Raw genomic sequence first — 16,277 nt, 5'->3', positions numbered from 1 at the left:
ATTACAGGCTGAACACGGTGGGCGAGGTCGCCTTTTTGCGACAAGAAACGCGGCATTTTTGACGAATGGGCCACGACTCCGTGGCAGCTCTGCAGGTTTGTGACGGGAGCTGCGCGCACGCGGCCCACAAAGCACCCTCAGGGGGCAGCAGAGGCCCCGGCAGGGCTCGAACCTGGGTGAATCACATCGTCATAGGCCGCTCGCAGGCGCTCACACACCGCCGGCCACGTGAAGTCCTTGACGATGTGGGCACGCCCTGCGGCCCCCATCGCGGTCCGCGCCCCGGCGGGCGCTGCCAGCAGCCCCTCGAGGGCGTGCGCCAAGCCGCGCGCCTCCCCCGCCTTGAAGAGCACGCCCCCCCCGCTGTCTTCCACGAGCTCGCGCACCGCCCCGCGATCGGCCCCCACCACGGGCACGCCACTGGCCAAAGCCTCCGCGGTGGTAAAGGAGAAGGTCTCCGTCTGGCTGGGCACGACCACGGCGGTGCTCTCGCTCAACAAGCGCGCCATGTCGTCCACGGAGGCGACATAGTCGAGCACCCGCATCCACGGCCGCGACGCCGCGTGCTGGCGAACCCGCCCCTTCAACGGCCCATCTCCCACGAGGGTCAAGCCCGCCCCCGTGCGCGTGTGGACCTGATCGAAGGCCGCGAGCAGCAACGGCAGCTCCTTGTCGATCGTGAAGCGCCCCGCGTAGATCACATTGGGGCTCCCTTCGGCTTTTGGGCGCGGGCGGAAGGTTTGTACGTCGACGCCCAGCCCCACCCGCAGCACCCCGGGCACCCGTCGCGACACGAGCTGCGCTTCGATGTGCCGCGACGCCACGAAGGTCGACGCGTAAGACTTGTGTTGGCGCGCAAAGAACGACCACGCACGACGCCCGAGCCACCCGGTGCCGAGACGCCTTGGCAAGTGTGCCGTCACGTTTTGCACGATCTGCTCGGGATGGCTGTGAAAGAACCCCACCAGCCGCGGCCTGCGGGGCGAGGCCGCAAACGCCCGGCGCACCATCGTCGGCAGAAGATAGTGGCTGCCCACCTCCACGACATCGGGCGCAAGTGAGCGCAAAAGCTGGGGCAGCCGCGAGCTGAAGCTAAAGCGGCGGTAAGCCGCGTTGCCTGGCTGCAACGGTCCCGCCACGTGATGCAGCCAACCTCCAAAGAAGGGCTCGTCGCGATCGGACTCACCCGGCACCACGAAGTGGCACGTCACACCCAGGGCCGGCAGATGCCGGGCCTTCTCCTGATAATACCGCTTGATGCCACCACACGACGTCGAGAAGAAACTCGAGACGTCGACGACCGTGAGGGAAGTGTTGGAGCGCATGAGGCACGCACTCACCTACCAGGCCACGACGATGTGACCGTCACAATTTCGGCCCGTTTGTGACGCGTTGGCAAGCGCACGAAGCGAGGCCGTCACGCCCATGTTGCACGGGCGCCACCGGAGCGAGCGCATGCCCGTGACACCTTGGCTGGCGCAGCGGCAGCCGGCATGGGGCTCCGTGGCTTCCTCTCTTCCCTACTCATTGACCGCGTGACCCTTTCAACCCTTCAGCCTCTCGGCCCCGAGACCGCGCTCGCCTCCCGCGCGGATGATTCCGCATCGCTAGAAGCCGACGCCCTCGCTCCTGCGGCTCCCGCCACGCGTATTCGGGCCTGGCGCTGGCTGATGGCGGGCGTGGCCGTAGCGGCCGTCGTGATCCTGGCGGCGCGCGGCGACTGGTCCACCGCACTCACCCGGCTTGGCAACATCGGGTACGCCTGGCCTCTCGTGCTTTTGCCCTTCGCGGGTTCGATGGTGTGCGCCACGGCGGCGTGGCAAGTCACCTTGTTCCAGCTCGGCTACGTCACGCGCTTTTTTCCTCTGCTGCGCTTGCGTGTGGCGGCCGAGGCCGTCGTCGTCGCCGTGCCGGGAGGCCCTGTGCTGGCAGAAACCTGCAAGCCCTACTGGCTGCGCCATCGCCTGGGCGTTCCCTACGCCGAAGGCACGGCCAGCGTGGCGTTGACGAAGGCCTTCATCGTGCAGGCCGAGGGCCTTTACATCCTGCTCGCGTTCGCCTTGGCCTACACCACCTGGAGCGAAACGGCTGCCACCTTGACCGGGCCCGCGCATTGGGTGTGGCGCTCCGTGCCTCTGCTCGGCGCAGGCCTCCTGCTGGCGGGCATGTGGCTGCTGCACACCCTGAGGGGCGGGTTGGCCCTGCGCCTCGTGCACGGTGCGCTCACGCGGGTCCCGGTACCGCGCTTTCGGCGTTGGCTCAGTGACAAGGCCCACATGTTCGACGCCACGGCGGGAAGCTTCTCTCGCTTCTTCGGCGTGGGCGGCAACACCACCTGTGGGTTCGGCCTGGTGTTCACGCTCGGCCAGTGGCTGATGGAGGCTCTCGAGACCTACGTCATCCTGCGGCTTTTGGGTGTGTCCCTCTCCTTCTCGAGCGCCCTTCTCCTGGAGTCTCTCGTTTCGACGATTCGCGCGGCGGCCTTCTTTCTCCCTGCCGGACTCGGCGCCCAGGAGATGGGCTCGTTCGTGCTCCTCGAGCTTCTGGGTGTTCCTGGCGCCCCGGGCGCGGCGACGGCGCTCGCGTTCACAAAACGTTCGAAAGAAGTTTTCTGGATCGTCGCGGCCGCGGCGCTTCACTTCGTGAAAAGAAGGTGACCGATGGATGACTTCGTGGCTTCAACTTCTGCCCCCACCGGACGGCGCATGCAGCACCGGCCCCGCGTGTTGTTCATCTGTGGCTCCCTCAACCAAACGCGCCAGATGCACAAGATCGCGCAGGAGCTTCCGGACTGGGAGGCGCACTACTCGCCCTACTACTGTGACGGCCTGCTCGAGTGGTTCCGCAAGGCCGGCATGCTCGAGTTCACGATCTTGGGGTGGCGCCGTCGCAAAGAAGCCCTTCGCTACTGCAGGCGCGCCGGACTGTCCGTGGACTACGAAGGCCGCACGCACGCCTACGATCTCACGGTCACCTGCTCCGACGTGATCGTGCCGCGCAACGCGAGGCGCTCGCGCCTGGTGGCCGTGCAGGAGGGGATCACCGATCCCGAAAACTTCTGGTACTGGGCGCGCCGCGTGTTTCCCTTCGTGCCGCGGTGGGCGGCGGGAACCACCTGGACGGGCACGTCGAACGCTTACGACCGTTTCTGTGTGGCAAGCCAAGGCTACAAGGACCTCTTCGCCCGGCGAGGCGCCGATCCCGACAAGATGGTGGTCACCGGCATCCCGAACTTCGACGACTGCGCCGAGTACCACGCCAACGACTTTCCGCACCGCGACTACGTGCTCGTGTGCACGTCGGACGCCCGCGAGACGTTGAAGCTCGATAGCCGCAAGCGCTTTTTGGAACGGGCCCTTGCCATTGCTGCGGGGCGCCCCCTCATCTTCAAGCTCCACCCCAACGAGGACTGGGAGCGGGCCCAGCGCGAGATCGCGCACATGGCCCCTCACGCCCGGGTCTACACGACGGGCTCGGCAGAGCAGATGGTGGCCAACTGCGCGGTGCTCGTCTGCCAGTACTCCACGCTCGCCTTCGTGGGCCTGGCTTTGGGCAAAGAGGTGCACAGCCACTACCGCCCCGAAGAGCTCGCGCGGCTGCTTCCGGTTCAGAACCGAAGTGCGGCGAAGCTCATCGCGCAGGTCTGTCGCACGGTGATGGACGAAGCCCCGGCCCGCGAGCCGTGGCAGAGCGGCCTGGCAACCGCCAACCTGGAGCTGTCAGCATGAGGGTCGTGGCCGTGGTTCAGGCCCGGGTGGGCTCCTCACGCTTTCCGGGCAAAGTGCTCAAGCCCCTCATGGGCGCGCCGCTCCTGGCGCGCATGCTCGAGCGGGTGCGCGCCGCAACGACGCTGCAGCAGGTGGTGGTGGCCACCACCTTCGAGGCGAAGGACGAGCCCATCCGGGAGCTGGCGCGCGTGCTTGGGGTTCCTTGTATTTCGGGACACCCGACGGATCTTCTCGATCGGCACGTGCAAGCGGGGCGGGTGCACGAGGCCGAGGTGGTCGTGAAGATTCCCTCCGACTGCCCGCTCATCGATCCCCGCATCATCGATCGGGTCGTGTCCCACTTTTTGTCGAACCACGATCGCTTCGACTTCGTTTCGAACCTACACCCCGCCACCTATCCCGACGGTAACGACGTCGAGGTTTTGCCCATGGCGGTGCTCGAAGAGGCCCACGCCGAGGCCAAGCGCCCGCACGAGCGCGAGCACACGACCCCCTTCGTCTGGGACCAGCCCGAGCGCTACCGCGTCGGCAACGTCGCCTGGGAAACGGGACTCGACTACTCGATGACCCACAGGTTCACGATCGATTACCCCGAAGACTACGACTTCATTCGCGCGATCTACGAGGCCCTCTACAAGCCCGACGCGACGCCCTTTTCGCTGGCCAGCATCCTGCGGCACGTGGCCCACAACCCCGAGGTGTTCCGCATCAACGCCCACCTCGCCGGCGTCAACTGGTACCGCAATCACTTGACCGATCTACGCACGGTGAGCCGGCGCCAGACCGTGCTCTTCGAGGACGACTGATGAGATCTCTGACGTACGACAAGGCCCATCTTCAGGCCACCGCCCTGCGCGTGCGCGAGCACATCATCGGCATGGCGGGCGGCGGTGGATGCTTCATTGGCGCCTCGCTCTCGTGTGCCGACCTGCTGGTTCACCTTTATAGCCGTGTGCTTGCGCTCGACCCGCAGAACCTCACGGATCCCGGGCGGGACTACCTTCTGCTCTCGAAGGGCCACGATGTGCCTGCTCTTTACGGCACCTTCGCCGAGCTGGGCCTCATCGAGCGGGAGCGGCTCGCGCGTCACCTCGACCCCACCGATCACGTGTACTGGCATCCGAACCGGAGCATCCCGGGCATCGAGTTTCATTCAGGCTCGCTCGGTCACTTGCTCTCCGTGGGCATCGGCGTGGCGCTCGACATGAAGCTCCGGGGCACGTCGAACCGGGTTTTCGTGATCTTGGGCGATGGCGAACTCAACGAGGGCAGCATCTGGGAGGGCCTCCTGGTGGCCGCCGCGCACGGGCTCGACAACCTGGTGGCCGTGGTCGATCGCAATGGGTTTCAAGCCAATGAAGCCACCGAGGCCCTGATCCCGCTCGAGCCCCTCGCGGCCAAGTTTCAGGCTTTCGGGTGCAGCGTGCGCGAGGTGGATGGGCATGACTTCGACGATCTCGAGCGCACCTTCACGAACCTCATACCCACGGGACGCCCCCAGGTGGTGATCGCCCATACCGTGCGCGGCAAGGGCCTGCCGAGCCTCGAGAACCGTGCCGACCGCTGGTTCGTGCGCCTGCGCGACGAAGAGGTGGCCATGCTGCGTGACGAGCTTGCCGGACACGCCCCGGCACACCTCACGTCCGCCCCTCTCATCGTTCGCTGAAAGCCCCAAAGGAGCCCTGTGCCGAGCTACGAAGACATCCTCACCGATCTCGCCCTGGCCGACGACCGCGTGATCGTGATGACCGCGGAGAACCGCGCCGCAATCCGCAACCTACCAGCGCGCATCGGCAAACGCTTCATCGACGTGGGGATCTGCGAGCAAACGATGGTCGGCGCCGCCGCCGGCCTCGCGCTCCGGGGACGGATACCCGTGGTGCACGCGCTGGCCGCCTTCCTGACGATGCGCGCGTTCGAGTTCATTCGCACCGACGTGGGCATCGCCGGACTTCCCGTGAAACTCGTGGGGGGCGTGGCCGGGCTGCTCTCGGAGGCCAACGGCCCCACCCATCAGGCCATCGAGGACATCGCCCTCATGCGGGGGATCCCGGGCATGCAGATCGTCTGCCCCGCGGACGAGTCCGAGCTTGCCCTGGCTCTTCCTCACATCGTGGGCAGTCCCCTACCCTGCTACGTGCGGCACACGGCGCTTCCCGCGCGCGTGAAGCACCACGAGCCCTTCGAGCTCGGGCGGGCCGAGCGCCTGCGGGACGGCGAAGACGTGGCGATCCTCACGTACGGGCTGCTCGTGGGCGAAGCGCTGGACACGGCCAACCTGCTCGAAGCCCAGGGGGTCACGACCCGCGTGGTGAACTTGCGCACGCTCGTCCCGCTCGATACCGCCGAGGTCGAAGACGCCCGCCGTCAATGCCGGCTGGTGGTGACGCTAGAGGATCACTTCCTCACGGGCGGCTTGTTCTCGATCCTGTCCGAGCACCTGCTGCTGCACGGTGAATCCGCGCGCGTGCTGCCCATCGCGCTCGAGGGCCGCTGGTTCCGCCCCGCCCTGCTCAAAGACGTCTTGGAGGTCGAGGGACTCTCTGCGCCCTGGATCGCTGCGCGCATCCAGCACGCCCTCGGCCGTGTTCACGCCTCCCCCGGCCGCGCGCCGGCGGAGCCCTTTTCAGGAAGCATCCATGGCTGATCGACACCCCCTGTTTCCCACCGAACCCTCGCTGCCTGTCATCGCACGCTCGAACGCGCTGTGGGAGCGGGCCACCCGGCTCATTCCCGCCGGCACGCAAACCCTTGCCAAGGGGCCGAGCCAACACGTTGACGGCGTGGCACCGAAGTACCTGGTGCGCGGCGAAGGCGCGCGCGTCTGGGACGCGGACGGCAACAGCTACGTGGACTTCACCATGGGCGTGGGACCCTTGGTGCTGGGCTATGCGCACAAGGCCGTCGACGACGCCATCAAGGCCCAGCTGGCTTCGGGGATCACCTTTTCGCTGATGCATCCCCTGGAGGTGGAGGTGGCGGAGCAGATCGCGGCTTTGGTCCCCGGCGCCGAGCGCGTGCGGTTCTCGAAGACGGGCTGCGACGTCACGACCGCGGCCGTTCGTTTGGCCCGCGCGTATACGGGCCGCAGCAAGGTGCTCTGCTGCGGCTACCACGGCTGGCACGACTGGTACATCGCCACCACGGACCGGAACGCGGGCATCCCCGAAGCGGTGGGCGCGCTCACCCACACCTTCGCGTACAACGATCTGGATAGCGTGGCCGAGGGGCTCGACGCAGACACGGCCTGCGTGATCCTGGAGGCCACCGTGTTCGAGGCGCCCAAGCCGGGATTTTTGGAAGGCCTACGGACGCTCTGTGACCGTGCGGGCGCGCTGCTCATCTTCGACGAGATGTGGACGGGCTTCCGGCTTTCCACCGGCGGCGCTCAGGCACGCTTTGGCGTGACGGCCGACCTCGCCTGCTTCTCGAAGGCCGTGGCGAACGGCATGCCACTCTCCGTGCTCACGGGACGCGCCGAGGTCATGGACCTGCTCCACCGCGACGTGTTCTTCTTCACCACGTTCGGCGGTGAGGCGCTCTCCCTGGCAGCCGCGCAGGCGACCTTGTCGGTGCTGACCCGCGAGGATGTACCCAGCCGGCTCGACCGCCTCGGCAAGCAGCTGGCCGAGCGCTACAACGCCCTGGCCGACGCGCTCGACCTTCCGTTTACCCGCTGCACGGGCTTCGGCGCCCGCACGCTGGTGAGTTTCGCCAGCACCGGCCTCGCCGAGGGAGCGCCCCCCCTGGTGATGAAGTCCCTCGTCCAGCAAGAGCTGATTCGGCACGGCATCTTGTGGAGTGGCTTTCACAACCTCAGCGCGGCGCACACGGAAGCCCAGCTGGATCAGCTGCTCGAAGCCTACGCCCAGGCGCTCACCGTGCTGCGGACCGCGCTCGCCCACAAGGCCCTCGATCAGGCGCTTCATGGCGAACCAGTGGCACCCGTGTTCCGGAAAACCAGCGGTTTTCACACCAAACCCAAGAGCCCCTCAGGCTTGTCCGCGAAGGAGTGAGGATGGCAAGACAGGTCTATCCCGAAAACGCGCGTTTTTCCCTCGACGGCCGCGTGGCGATCGTCACCGGCGCCTGCGGCCTTCTGGGTCAGCGGTTTTGTGCGGCTCTCGCCGGAGCGGGCGCCCGCGTGGTAGCCGCCGATCTCGACGAAGAGCAAGCCCGCACCTTCGCGGCGGCCTTGGTCGAAGCCACGGGGGCTGACGTCGTGGGCGCAGGGCTCGACGTGGCCGAAGGCCGCTCGATCGAAGCGCTGCGCGTGCGCACGCTCAACGCCTTCGACGGCATCGATATCTTGGTGAACAGCGCCGCGATCAACGACCGCTTCGACGAAGGCGCGGCGGCCGAGCAATCGCGCTTTGAGTCCTATCCCCTGGCACTCTGGCAATCCCAGCTCGACGTCAACCTCACGGGCAGCTTCCTCACCTGCCAGATCCTGGGGGCCGAAATGGCCCGGCGAGGCCGCGGCAGCATCGTCAACATCGGCTCGACCTACGGCCTGGTGGCGCCCGATCAACGGCTCTATGAGCGGCCCGACGGGACCCAGGCGTTCTTCAAATCGGCCGGTTACGCCGCCAGCAAGGGGGGCGTGGTGATGCTGACCCGCTTCGTGGCCACCTATTGGGCCTCGCGCGGCGTGCGCGCAAACGTCATCTGTCCGGGCGGCGTGGCCCAGGGCCAGGCATCCCATTTCGTCGAACGTTACGCTACGAGAACGCCGCTTGGCCGCATGGCAGAGCCCGATGAGATCGCCGGAGCCGCCGTATTCCTCGCAAGTGATGCGGCTTCGTACGTGACCGGCGCCGTGCTTTCCGTGGACGGAGGCTGGACGGCATGGTGAGCCCCGCCACGTTGCTGACCCCCGCCGAGCTCCGCGCGCGAGCCGCACGCATCACGGTGGTGCTGACCGATTGCGATGGGGTGCTGACCGACGGCGGCGTTTACTATGGCCCCGGCGGCGAGGCGCTCTTGCGCTTCAACCGGCGTGACGGGCTCGGCGTGGAGCGCCTGCGCCAGGCGGGACTCGCCAGCGCGATCGTCACGCGCGAGGCCTCGCCCCTCGTCGAGCTCCGGGCCGCAAAGCTCGAGGTCAGGCTCTTTTCGGGGGTCAAGGACAAGCTGCACCTGCTGCCGGTCATCCTCGACGAACTCGAGGCCACCGCCGACGGCGTCGCTTACATCGGCGACGATCTCAACGATCTGCCCCTTCTTCAGGAAGTGGCCAAACACGGCCTGACGGCAGCACCCGCGGATGCCGCCGCGCCGCTCAAGCCCGCCGTTCACCTGGTGACCCAGGCGCTGGGCGGACAGGGTGCTTTTCGCGAGTTTTCTGAATGGATATTGAGCCTCAAAGGAGCGTCCGTATGACCACGAGGGTATTGAAGCTGGGTGATCGGTCTGTTGGTGACAACATGCCTGTCTACGTGATCGCCGAGATCGGGATCAATCACAACGGCGACCTGGCGCTGGCCAAGCGCCTCATCGACGGCGCCGTGCTGGCCGGCGCCGACGCCGTGAAGTTCCAAAAACGCACCCCGGAACTGTGTGTGCCGCGCGATCAATGGGAGCTCGAGCGCGACACGCCCTGGGGCCGCATGACGTACATCGCGTACCGCCGCCGCATCGAGTTCGGGATGGACGAATACACCCAGATCGATCGGCACTGCCGCGAGCGCGGCATCTCCTGGTTCGCGTCGTGCTGGGACGAGCCCTCGGTGGACTTCATCGAGACCTTCTCTCCGCCTTGCTACAAGGCGGCATCGGCCTCTCTCACGGATCACGCACTGCTCGTGAAGATGCAGAGCACGGGTCACCCCCTCATCATCTCCACGGGCATGTCGACCATGAAGGAGATCGAAGACGCCGTGGCGGTGCTCGACCCTGAAAACCTCCTCATCGCCCACTCCACGTCGGCATACCCCTGCCCGGTCGAGGCCCTGAACCTCCGCATGATCGAGACCTTGAAGACACGCTTTGCGGACATTCCCATCGGCTACTCGGGACATGAGACGGGGCTGGCTCCCACGTGGGCCGCGGTGTCGATGGGCGCCACCTTCGTGGAACGGCACATCACCCTCGATCGGGCGATGTGGGGCACCGACCAAGCCGCCTCCGTGGAGATCGGCGGCCTCATGCGCCTGGTGTCGAACATCAGGGACATCGAGCGCTCGATGGGCGATGGCGTCAAGCGCGTGTACGAAGCCGAGCTGGCCATGCGCCGCAAGCTGCGCCGGGTCCCGAGCGGCACCGAGGCGGGCGCAAACTGAGCATGTCCTGGACGCTCCTTTCCCCGCTGCTCATCGTCGTCGCGGCGCTGGTGCTGATCGGGCTCGAGCGGCTTTTGCCCTACGAGCCCCGTCAGAGGCTGTTTCGCCCCGAGTTCTGGAGCGACCTCTTGCTCTACACCTTCGCGCAGAGCTACGTGCTGGGGCTCGTCATCAACCAGTTGATCCTCTGGATCGATGACGCAAGCGGTATGTCCCGCTGGCACGTCGTGACCGACTGGCCCGTGGGGCTGCAATTTCTGTTCTTCTTCGTCACGCACGATCTCTACATCTACGTTTTTCACCGCCTACAGCACCGGGTGCCCGTGCTCTGGCGCCTTCACGAGGCGCACCACAGCACAACCGACGTCGACTGGCTCTCGGGCTCGCGCTCTCACGCCCTCGAGATCTTGGTGAACCAGACCATCGAGTTCGCGCCGATCGTGCTCCTGGGCGCTCATCCCGACGTTGCGCTGATGAAGGGCACGCTGGACGCGGTGTGGGGCATGTACATCCACAGCAACATCAACGTGCGGGCCGGTTGGTTGCAGTTCGTGCTGAACGGCCCCGAGATGCATCGGTGGCATCACGCCAAGGAGGTCGAAGACGGCCACCTGAACTACGCAACCAAGCTGGCGCTGTGGGACTGGCTCTTCGGCACGGCTTATTTGCCGCGCCACAAGCCCGCCGCCTACGGGATGTACGGTTACGACGTACCTCCCGGCTACCTGGCGCAGTTCGTCTTCGCGTTTCGCCCCTTCTCTCGCCCCTTGTCACCGCGTTCGAGCCTGCGCAAAGCTTCATAGCGCGAGGACTCTCGTTACGTTCCGTTGCTCGACCGTTTCCAAACGGTGCACGTGTGCGGCTTGGGTGTAGCGATTTTGAGCGGATTTTTCGCTGGATCTGCATTTAGTCGTTGCATCAACCACCGAAGATTCTCAGAACGAAATGCTCTTGCGGCGCCCCTCCTCCCGCTCATCCCGTCGGACCCTCTTGCGCGCGATCGCCGGTTTGGGACTCACCAGCCAGATCGACGCCGGCAGGGCGGCACCTGGCTCCCTTCTCTTGTCGCAGCTTTGGGCACCCACGCCCCTCTCACCCGACGAAGAAGACTCCCACGCACTCGTGCACCTGGCGCGCCGCCATGCGCCCGCGATGGCGCTTGCCAATCCCGACATCTGGCCCGTGGATGTCTCGTACGCCTGGCACGATGGCAGCGCCATGGTGGCGCGCGCGCGGAACGGCCAAAGCCGCGTCGTGCTCACGGCCGCCGAGCTTCGCGACCCCAAGCGCTTCCATGCGCCCCCACCCGACGATGGCACCCGCTACTACGTCGACGTGCCTGGCAGCGGACAGGGACAAGCCCCTCTGTCGTGGCGCGGGCGCTGGCGCGCGATCCAGAAGAACGACGAACCCGCAACGGCGGCCTATCCCCCCACGCAGCACGTTCACGGTTTCTGGCTGAACCGCAAGCAAGGTTTGCTGGCCCTGCAGTACTGGTTCTTTTATCCCTTCAACGATTGGGTCAACGTTCACGAAGGCGATTGGGAGCACATCGTGGTGGTGCTGCGCGGCGCACACACGCTCGATGACGCGGACGCGTTCGCCCCCGTGTCTCACCTTTATTACTTTCACGAGTGGATCCACGAGCCCGAGCGCCTGATTCAGCTCGGCGGGCCCGACCCCCGCGAAGCCCATCCCGTGGTGTTCGTGGGCGGCCGAGGCGATCTGTGGAACCTCTGGCATTGCGAGCGGCCGCAAAGCGGCGGCAGTTACCCCTGGCCAGGCCGCTACGGTCGTGTGGGAACGGAGTACCGCTGGTTCTCTCCCTCGGAGAAGATTGGATCGCCCCGCCGCTTTTTGGCACCCGAAGCGTTCCGTTTGGTCATGCTGCCCGAACCCGACCGGGTCACGGCCTCCCACCACCCCGAACTGTGGTGGATGCGCTGGCCACTCTTTTTGGGCCAGCGCCACGTCGCGGGCAACCTGCCCACCTTTTCGACCCTGGGCCTCGACCACCCGCCCAGCCACCCTGGCCGCCACCGCGACTGGAACGCCGCCCGGCGCTTTCAAACCTGGCCCGGGCAGGTGGAAGTGCCGCTGACCCCGCATTTACCGGTGGCCTGGCAGAAGCGGCGCCTCGCCCCGGAAGCCGTGGCCCTCCGCGGCTGAGTCCCGGCGCACACCACTTCACGGGCACTTGCCTGCCCGTACTCAAGGAGTGCTACGATAGGAGCCCCCTTTCGTTTGACGGCGTCCAGCGACAGGCGCCCGCTCGGCGAGGCCCGACATGAAGTACGACCGGCTCTGCCTCGAGGACCTGCAACAGCACCAACGCTGGCTCAAGAAGCTGGCGACGGACCTGACCCGCAACGCCGAGGCAGCGGAGGACCTCGTCCAAGACGCCTTCTTGGCCGTGCTGCGGCGGCCGCCCCCGGCCGTATCGCCGCCGCTCGATATGCGCGCCTATCTTGCCGGTGTGGTGCGCAACCTGTATCGGATGGCCGTGCGCACGGACGTGCGGCGAGAACGACGCGAGTCCCTGGTGTCGCCCCCCGCGGCAGAGCCCGCCCCTGACCTGCTCGCGGACCGCGCCTCGGCGGCGGCGGCTTTGCTTCAGGAAGTGGATCGCCTGTCAGAGCCCTACCGAAGCACCCTTCTGCTGCGGTACTACGAAGGCCTCGAACCGCAAGAGATCGCGGGAAGGCTGGGCTTGCCTCCAGCCACCGTGCGCAAGCGCAACCAGTTGGCGCTCGATCGGCTGCGTCAACAGCTGGCCCGGCGCGGGCAGAGCGACACCACCGCCTGGCTCCGCACGGTGTTCCGCGCGCTCGTGCCCACGACCCTGTGGCCGCGGCGCGCGCGCACCGCAACCGCCGCAGGTACCGCGTCTTCGCAAGGCAGCTGGCTGCCGCTCTTCGGCACGGTGGCCGCCCTGCTTGCCCTGGTGCACCTCTTGCCCGCCCGGTTTCCCGGCGGCGCCGAGGCCAGCGCGCCGGAGGCTCCTGCCCGCAGGGGCGCCCTGCTGCCCTCGTTCCTCGATCCCCTGCCCTCCGACGAGGCTCTCGCAGAGGCAAGCGCGGAACGCCCTGCCTCGTCCTCCCCCTTAGACGACCCGGCACGCGCCCCCGACGAACGCTGCGCCCCCCTGCAAGCCCGCATCGACGCCGCTCCTGCGGGCGCGACCTTGAAGCTGCAGGCCGGCTGCCTCTACCGCGAAAAACTCATCGTCACGAAGCCCCTCGATCTCCTGGGAGCAGAAGGCGCGGAGATCCGCGGCAGCGACATCTGGACGCGCTTTACGCCCCGGGAGGGCCGCTTCGTCAGCGCCGCCACGGTGCCCCCGTTCCCCGACGAAGACCGCGCATGCGTGGTCACCCACCGCACGGGCGTGTGCGTTGGGCCCGAGCAGGTCTTCCGCGATGGGCAAGCCCTGGAACGGGTGGGCAGCGACAGCCCCCCCGGACCAGGTCAGTTCGCGCTCGACGACGAGCGGCGGGTCATTCTCGGCGCCGATCCGCAGGGACATCGGATCGAGGTCACCACGCGCCTCGGCTGGTTGAGCGTGGCGGCCCACGACGTGCTCATCGACGGCCTGCGCATGCGGCACGCTGCCAGCCCGCTCTACGCGCTGGCCGTCATCAATCCCTCGAAGCGGGTCACGATCAGGAACAGCCAGCTCTCCGACGCCGCGGGCGCCTGCGTGAGCCTGGCGGGTGAGCATCATCGCTTCGAGCACAACCAGGTCTTCTCCTGCGGCCGCGAAGCCTTGCGCCTCGAGCCGGGCTTCGGCGCCTACGTGCTGGGCAACGAGCTTCATCACGCGAGACTCGCCCGCAAGCCCCGTGGATGGACATCGGGAGGCATCGCCCTCGTCCTGCATCCCGACGCCCGACTGGAAAACAACCACATCCACCACAATGGCGGCATGGGCATCTTCAGCGTGAAAGGCCATCGCCTGCTTGGCCTCGGCAACCGCCTCCACGACAACACGGGCGCGGCATTCACCTTCCTGAAAACCAACGGAGGGCTTCTGCGTGCCAATCAGGCTTGGTCGAACGGCGCCGTTGCGCTACCGCCCGAACCCGCCGTGTTCATCACGTCGTCCCGTAACATCGAAATCGTCGATAACGTCTTCGCCCATCATGCCGCGGGCGTTTTGGTCGGGCCCTTGCGCAGCGAGGTCGTGCCCGCAAGCTTCGATACCTGCCAGGACACCGCCAACAACCATGTGCACGACAACGTCATCGTGGCGGCCACGGAAGAGGCCACCCACATCGAGATGTCGGGGGATCCCCGCGTGGCCAACGAGATCAGCCCCTGCCCCACGAACCGCATCGAAAGAAACCGCCTGTGGCCGCTCGCAGCGGCAGGAACCGGCCTACCCCTCTCGCGTGACGAACGAGACACCGCGCTGCGGACGGCACGCATCCCGGCGCTCTGACCACCTTCGTTTGCGCCCCGCAGGAGGGCAGGCTCCTCTCGTCAGGAGGGTGGCAGGCGGGCGTGCGCGGGGCCATCCAACACGCGCCTGACCGCACGCAGAAGACCTTCAGGGTCGTAGGGCTTGCGCAGGAACGCATGCACGTCGTCGCGCAGCAGCGCCACCACGTTGGTCTCTGCGGTGTAGCCGCTCGCCAGAAGGAAACGCAGCTCGGGGCGCAGGGTCCTCAAGCGCTCGATGGTCTCCGCGCAGGTGAGCCCGGGCATCACCACGTCCAGGAGCACCATGTCGAAGGGCTCGATGGCCGCGGCGGCACACGCCGCTTCGCCGCTTTCGGTGGCCACCACCCGGTAGCCCCCCGATTCGAGGATGCGCACCGCCACGTCGCGCACGGCCGCATCATCTTCCGCCACCAACACCCGCTCGCCCCCCATGGGTACCGCTTTTTTCGCTTCAGCCTTCACCCAGCTCACGGGCCGCTCGAGGGTGGGCAGATACACCTTGAACGTGGTCCCCGCGCCGAGGGTGCTCGCGCACTGGATCATGCCGCCGTGCTGGCGAACGATGCCGTAAGCCACAGCCAGCCCCAGGCCGGTGCCCGCGCGCTCCTTCTTCGTGCTAAAAAACGGCTCGAACACCCGCTCCACCACCTCGGGGGCCATGCCCACGCCCGAATCGCAGACCGTCACGAGCACAAAGCGCCCTGCTTTGGCCCAGGGATGAATGCGCGCGTAGCGGCCGTTGATGACGACCGCCTCCGTCTCGAGCCTGAGGCGCCCGCCCTCGGGCATCGCGTCCCGTGCGTTCACGCAGAGGTTCATGAACACCTGATCCAGCTGCGACTCGTCACCTTCCACGAGGGGCAGGCGCTCGGCCCGCACGAAGTCGAGAGCGATGCTCTCCGGCAACACCCGCTTGAGCAGCTCCAAGAGCTGTGTCAGGCGCGAGTTGAGGTCGATCGGCGCCAGGGAGAGCCTTTGCGTGTGGCTCATGGCCAGAAGCTGACGCGTCAGCCCTCGCCCCCGCTCTGCGGCCGCCAGCACCGACTCCACCTCGGGCATGACGTCCGGCTCCATCTTCATCTTCGCCAAAGAGGCGCTGGACAGCACCACGGTCAGCAGGTTGTTGAAGTCGTGAGCGATGCCGCCCGCCAGCATGCCCACGCTTTCCAAGCGCTGCGCTTGCATCAGACGCCGCTCGAGCTCTTGCTTCTCCCGTGCGGCGCGCGCCAGGCCATCCACGTACAAGATGCGGCTGGCGGCCACGGAGATCTGGCCGGCCATGCCGATCAGATGATCCAGCTGCTCGGGGCCCGGCACCCGGGGTCCTTCCTCGCCAAACGTGCCCGTGCCCAACGCCCCGAAGGGCTTGTCCAGGAGGCGCAGCGGCACGTTCACGATCGTGCGGCTGTCGAGCGCGCGGCCACCCGGCTTTTGCGTGCGCGCGTCGGTGCGCGCATCTTCGATCACCTGCGGGTGATCGGTGCTGAGCATTTCCTCCAGCATCGCATCCCCCGCAACCGTGAGCACCGGCGCATGCTCCCAGACGTCCTGGGTGTTGGCGCCCGTGGCCGCCAAGAGCCGCAGCGTTTGCACGGGCTCCCGGTCGCTCACGAACATCCACGCGTGTTCGTAGCCCAGGGCTTCCCACAGCTCACGTTGCACCACGTCGAGCAGCTGCCCAAACGTCGTGGCGCTCTGCAGATTGCGCGCAAAGCCCAAGAGCCGCGCCGACAAAGACGGCCTTCTGCCCCCACCCCCTTGTGAGCCCTGCAGGCTCTCCGTAACCACCATGACTTGAAAAGCATAGCGGGTTTGTCCTGGAAGG

14 protein-coding genes are annotated in these 16,277 nt (G+C 66.9%); 12 read left to right on the top strand and 2 right to left on the bottom strand.

The window, feature by feature from the left end:
* Positions 1–137 precede the first annotated feature (137 nt).
* Positions 138–1,325 carry a glycosyltransferase gene (locus tag KA712_03625; GenBank protein MCG5052029.1) on the bottom strand — a complete coding sequence of 396 codons (1,188 nt, stop codon included), beginning with the start codon at positions 1,323–1,325 and terminating at the stop codon, positions 138–140.
* Positions 1,326–1,535: 210 nt separating this feature from the next.
* Between KA712_03625 and KA712_03620 the strand changes: the two genes are divergently transcribed.
* From KA712_03620 to KA712_03565, 12 genes are all read left to right on the top strand, one after another.
* The gene (locus KA712_03620) at positions 1,536–2,657 is read left to right on the top strand and encodes a flippase-like domain-containing protein (protein ID MCG5052028.1); all 1,122 of its coding nucleotides are present in this window, start codon (positions 1,536–1,538) and stop codon (positions 2,655–2,657) included.
* 15 nt (positions 2,658–2,672) lie between these two features.
* A complete protein-coding gene (locus tag KA712_03615; GenBank protein MCG5052027.1) occupies positions 2,673–3,728 on the top strand; it encodes a hypothetical protein in 1,056 nt (351 codons plus the stop codon).
* Entirely contained in the window at positions 3,725–4,534 is an 810-nt protein-coding gene (locus KA712_03610; GenBank protein ID MCG5052026.1) for a glycosyltransferase family protein, read from the top strand. Before KA712_03615 ends, KA712_03610 begins: the two co-directional genes overlap by 4 nt.
* Positions 4,534–5,394, top strand: coding sequence for a transketolase (locus KA712_03605; protein MCG5052025.1), 861 nt, complete (start codon positions 4,534–4,536; stop codon positions 5,392–5,394). The genes KA712_03610 and KA712_03605 overlap by 1 nt, the downstream gene beginning before the upstream one ends.
* Positions 5,395–5,472: 78 nt before the next feature.
* Positions 5,473–6,375 (top strand): transketolase, encoded by a 903-nt coding sequence (locus tag KA712_03600; GenBank protein MCG5052024.1) that lies wholly within the window; start codon positions 5,473–5,475, stop codon positions 6,373–6,375.
* Positions 6,368–7,744, top strand: coding sequence for an aminotransferase class III-fold pyridoxal phosphate-dependent enzyme (locus KA712_03595; protein ID MCG5052023.1), 1,377 nt, complete (start codon positions 6,368–6,370; stop codon positions 7,742–7,744). Before KA712_03600 ends, KA712_03595 begins: the two co-directional genes overlap by 8 nt.
* A 2-nt stretch (positions 7,745–7,746) precedes the next feature.
* Entirely contained in the window at positions 7,747–8,583 is an 837-nt protein-coding gene (locus KA712_03590; protein ID MCG5052022.1) for an SDR family oxidoreductase, read from the top strand.
* Entirely contained in the window at positions 8,577–9,110 is a 534-nt protein-coding gene (locus KA712_03585; GenBank protein ID MCG5052021.1) for a 3-deoxy-D-manno-octulosonate 8-phosphate phosphatase, read from the top strand. The genes KA712_03590 and KA712_03585 overlap by 7 nt, the downstream gene beginning before the upstream one ends.
* Positions 9,077–10,009, top strand: coding sequence for an N-acetylneuraminate synthase family protein (locus KA712_03580; GenBank protein MCG5052020.1), 933 nt, complete (start codon positions 9,077–9,079; stop codon positions 10,007–10,009). Before KA712_03585 ends, KA712_03580 begins: the two co-directional genes overlap by 34 nt.
* A gap of 2 nt (positions 10,010–10,011) precedes the next feature.
* The gene (locus KA712_03575; protein ID MCG5052019.1) at positions 10,012–10,812 is read left to right on the top strand and encodes a sterol desaturase family protein; all 801 of its coding nucleotides are present in this window, start codon (positions 10,012–10,014) and stop codon (positions 10,810–10,812) included.
* Between the two features lie 187 nt (positions 10,813–10,999).
* Positions 11,000–12,178: a hypothetical protein gene (locus KA712_03570; protein MCG5052018.1), complete on the top strand. Its 1,179-nt coding sequence runs from the start codon at positions 11,000–11,002 to the stop codon at positions 12,176–12,178.
* A gap of 118 nt (positions 12,179–12,296) precedes the next feature.
* Entirely contained in the window at positions 12,297–14,450 is a 2,154-nt protein-coding gene (locus KA712_03565; GenBank protein MCG5052017.1) for a sigma-70 family RNA polymerase sigma factor, read from the top strand.
* Between the two features lie 41 nt (positions 14,451–14,491).
* Here KA712_03565 and KA712_03560 read toward each other — a convergent pair whose 3' ends face one another.
* Positions 14,492–16,243 (bottom strand): response regulator, encoded by a 1,752-nt coding sequence (locus KA712_03560; protein ID MCG5052016.1) that lies wholly within the window; start codon positions 16,241–16,243, stop codon positions 14,492–14,494.
* Positions 16,244–16,277: the final 34 nt, after the last annotated feature.

It is taken from the genome of Myxococcales bacterium, from assembly GCA_022184915.1.
Taxonomy (GTDB): Bacteria; Myxococcota_A; Polyangia; order Fen-1088; family Fen-1088; genus JAGTJU01.
The sequence above is the reverse complement of the archived record's forward strand: the minus strand, read 5'-3'. Positions and strand labels throughout refer to the sequence as shown.

Excerpts from the sequence above, each read along its gene's own strand:
- KA712_03585 (MCG5052021.1), top strand. The coding sequence starts at position 8,577 with ATGGTGAGCCCCGCCACGTTGCTGACCCCCGCCGAGCTCCGCGCGCGA.
- KA712_03590 (MCG5052022.1), top strand. The coding sequence starts at position 7,747 with ATGGCAAGACAGGTCTATCCCGAAAACGCGCGTTTTTCCCTCGACGGC.
- KA712_03625 (MCG5052029.1), bottom strand. The coding sequence starts at position 1,325 with ATGCGCTCCAACACTTCCCTCACGGTCGTCGACGTCTCGAGTTTCTTC.
- KA712_03560 (MCG5052016.1), bottom strand. The coding sequence starts at position 16,243 with ATGGTGGTTACGGAGAGCCTGCAGGGCTCACAAGGGGGTGGGGGCAGA.
- KA712_03565 (MCG5052017.1), top strand. The coding sequence starts at position 12,297 with ATGAAGTACGACCGGCTCTGCCTCGAGGACCTGCAACAGCACCAACGC.
- KA712_03610 (MCG5052026.1), top strand. The coding sequence starts at position 3,725 with ATGAGGGTCGTGGCCGTGGTTCAGGCCCGGGTGGGCTCCTCACGCTTT.
- KA712_03605 (MCG5052025.1), top strand. The coding sequence starts at position 4,534 with ATGAGATCTCTGACGTACGACAAGGCCCATCTTCAGGCCACCGCCCTG.
- KA712_03600 (MCG5052024.1), top strand. The coding sequence starts at position 5,473 with ATGACCGCGGAGAACCGCGCCGCAATCCGCAACCTACCAGCGCGCATC.
- KA712_03595 (MCG5052023.1), top strand. The coding sequence starts at position 6,368 with ATGGCTGATCGACACCCCCTGTTTCCCACCGAACCCTCGCTGCCTGTC.
- KA712_03580 (MCG5052020.1), top strand. The coding sequence starts at position 9,077 with ATGGATATTGAGCCTCAAAGGAGCGTCCGTATGACCACGAGGGTATTG.
- KA712_03575 (MCG5052019.1), top strand. The coding sequence starts at position 10,012 with ATGTCCTGGACGCTCCTTTCCCCGCTGCTCATCGTCGTCGCGGCGCTG.